Below are 1,085 nucleotides of genomic sequence, written 5' to 3'. Positions count from 1 at the left end.
AACAACTGGTCTCCATCACCGCGCAGGTGGCGCTTCCAGCCGCCGGAACGCAGGAAACCCGCACGGCACACCACCTTCGCGTGCTCAGGGGATCATTTCTCGCGAGGCTCTACCTGCGCACTCGCTCGCTTCGTTTCCGTATTGCTCAAGAACGGCTCCATAGCCGAGGCTTTTGTCACCGGAACCGCCTCGGCGCCCGCATCCGACAACAGCGCGCGGTGCGCCGCGGGCTCGGCCGGAATCGGCTCGTACGAACCACTCCAGCGCGTCATAGGCGGATTGCCGCCACCGCCACCGCCACCGCCACCGCCACCGCCACCGCCACCGCCACCGCCACCGCCGGAAGTATCGCCGAACGGTGACATGAGCGCGCCCGCCAAACGGACGTTGTTGTCCTCGTTGTTCTCAAGGATGTCGACCATCGCCTTGACCTTGCCCGCGATGGCCCGATAGTCCCTGGCCCAACCGCCATGCAAGTCTTCCATCTCACCGCCGGAACTGGCGAAATCCGCGGCGAACTTCTTGCCGTTGTCGTCGTCGCCATAAATGTACTGCCCGCCGGTGACACCGCCCGGCGCTGACCGCAACGGGTCGATCGAAGCCTCGATGTAATCCGCCGTGTCATCGAACCCCGGCATGTAGGTCCGGAGGGCGGGGATGCTTGCCCTGATCTCGCCGCCGCTCATGCCGTCGGCCTCTCGAAGAAGCCTGAGCCGTCGAAGTCCTTCGGCAACAGCGCATCCAGGTTGGCCGTACCGTCCATCATGGCCTTCAGGTCGAACCCTGGCGGCGTCATGGGAGCCATCAACTCGGCCATCTTGTCACGGGATTCCGCCTGCGCCTTGGCGATGGTGTCCATCACCGTCGCGGCGAGCTCCGACGGGGTCAGCCTCCGGTACGCCGTCGTCGGGAACTGCACGCTCCGAACCTGGCCGTGTTGACCAACAGTCACCGAGACGACGTTGCGCGGCGCGGTGACCGTCACCTCGATCTCGGCCAGCTGCCGGTGTATGTCCACAGCGACACCACGCCTTCGCTCGAACTCGTCGAAGGCTTGCTGGAGCTGCTCTTCCAGTGAAGACACA

The 1,085-nt window shown here is 65.1% G+C and carries 2 protein-coding genes; both read right to left on the bottom strand.

The window, feature by feature from the left end:
* Window positions 1-92 precede the first annotated feature (92 nt).
* On the bottom strand, window positions 93-686 hold the full coding sequence (locus LWC34_RS26605; RefSeq protein WP_233727865.1) for a hypothetical protein: 594 nt from the start codon (window positions 684-686) through the stop codon (window positions 93-95).
* On the bottom strand, window positions 683-1,084 hold the full coding sequence (locus LWC34_RS26600; RefSeq protein WP_233727864.1) for a YbaB/EbfC family nucleoid-associated protein: 402 nt from the start codon (window positions 1,082-1,084) through the stop codon (window positions 683-685). The genes LWC34_RS26605 and LWC34_RS26600 overlap by 4 nt, the downstream gene beginning before the upstream one ends.
* Between the last annotated feature and the right edge of the window lies 1 nt (window position 1,085).

This window comes from Kibdelosporangium philippinense (assembly GCF_021390435.2).
Lineage (GTDB): Bacteria > Actinomycetota > Actinomycetes > Mycobacteriales > Pseudonocardiaceae > Kibdelosporangium > Kibdelosporangium philippinense.
Note: the sequence above shows the minus strand (reverse complement) of the source record. Positions and strands in the feature narration are given on the sequence as shown.

What these genes read in the sequence shown, in the direction of transcription:
- LWC34_RS26605 (WP_233727865.1), bottom strand. Translation starts at nt 686, where the DNA reads ATGAGCGGCGGCGAGATCAGGGCAAGCATCCCCGCCCTCCGGACCTAC.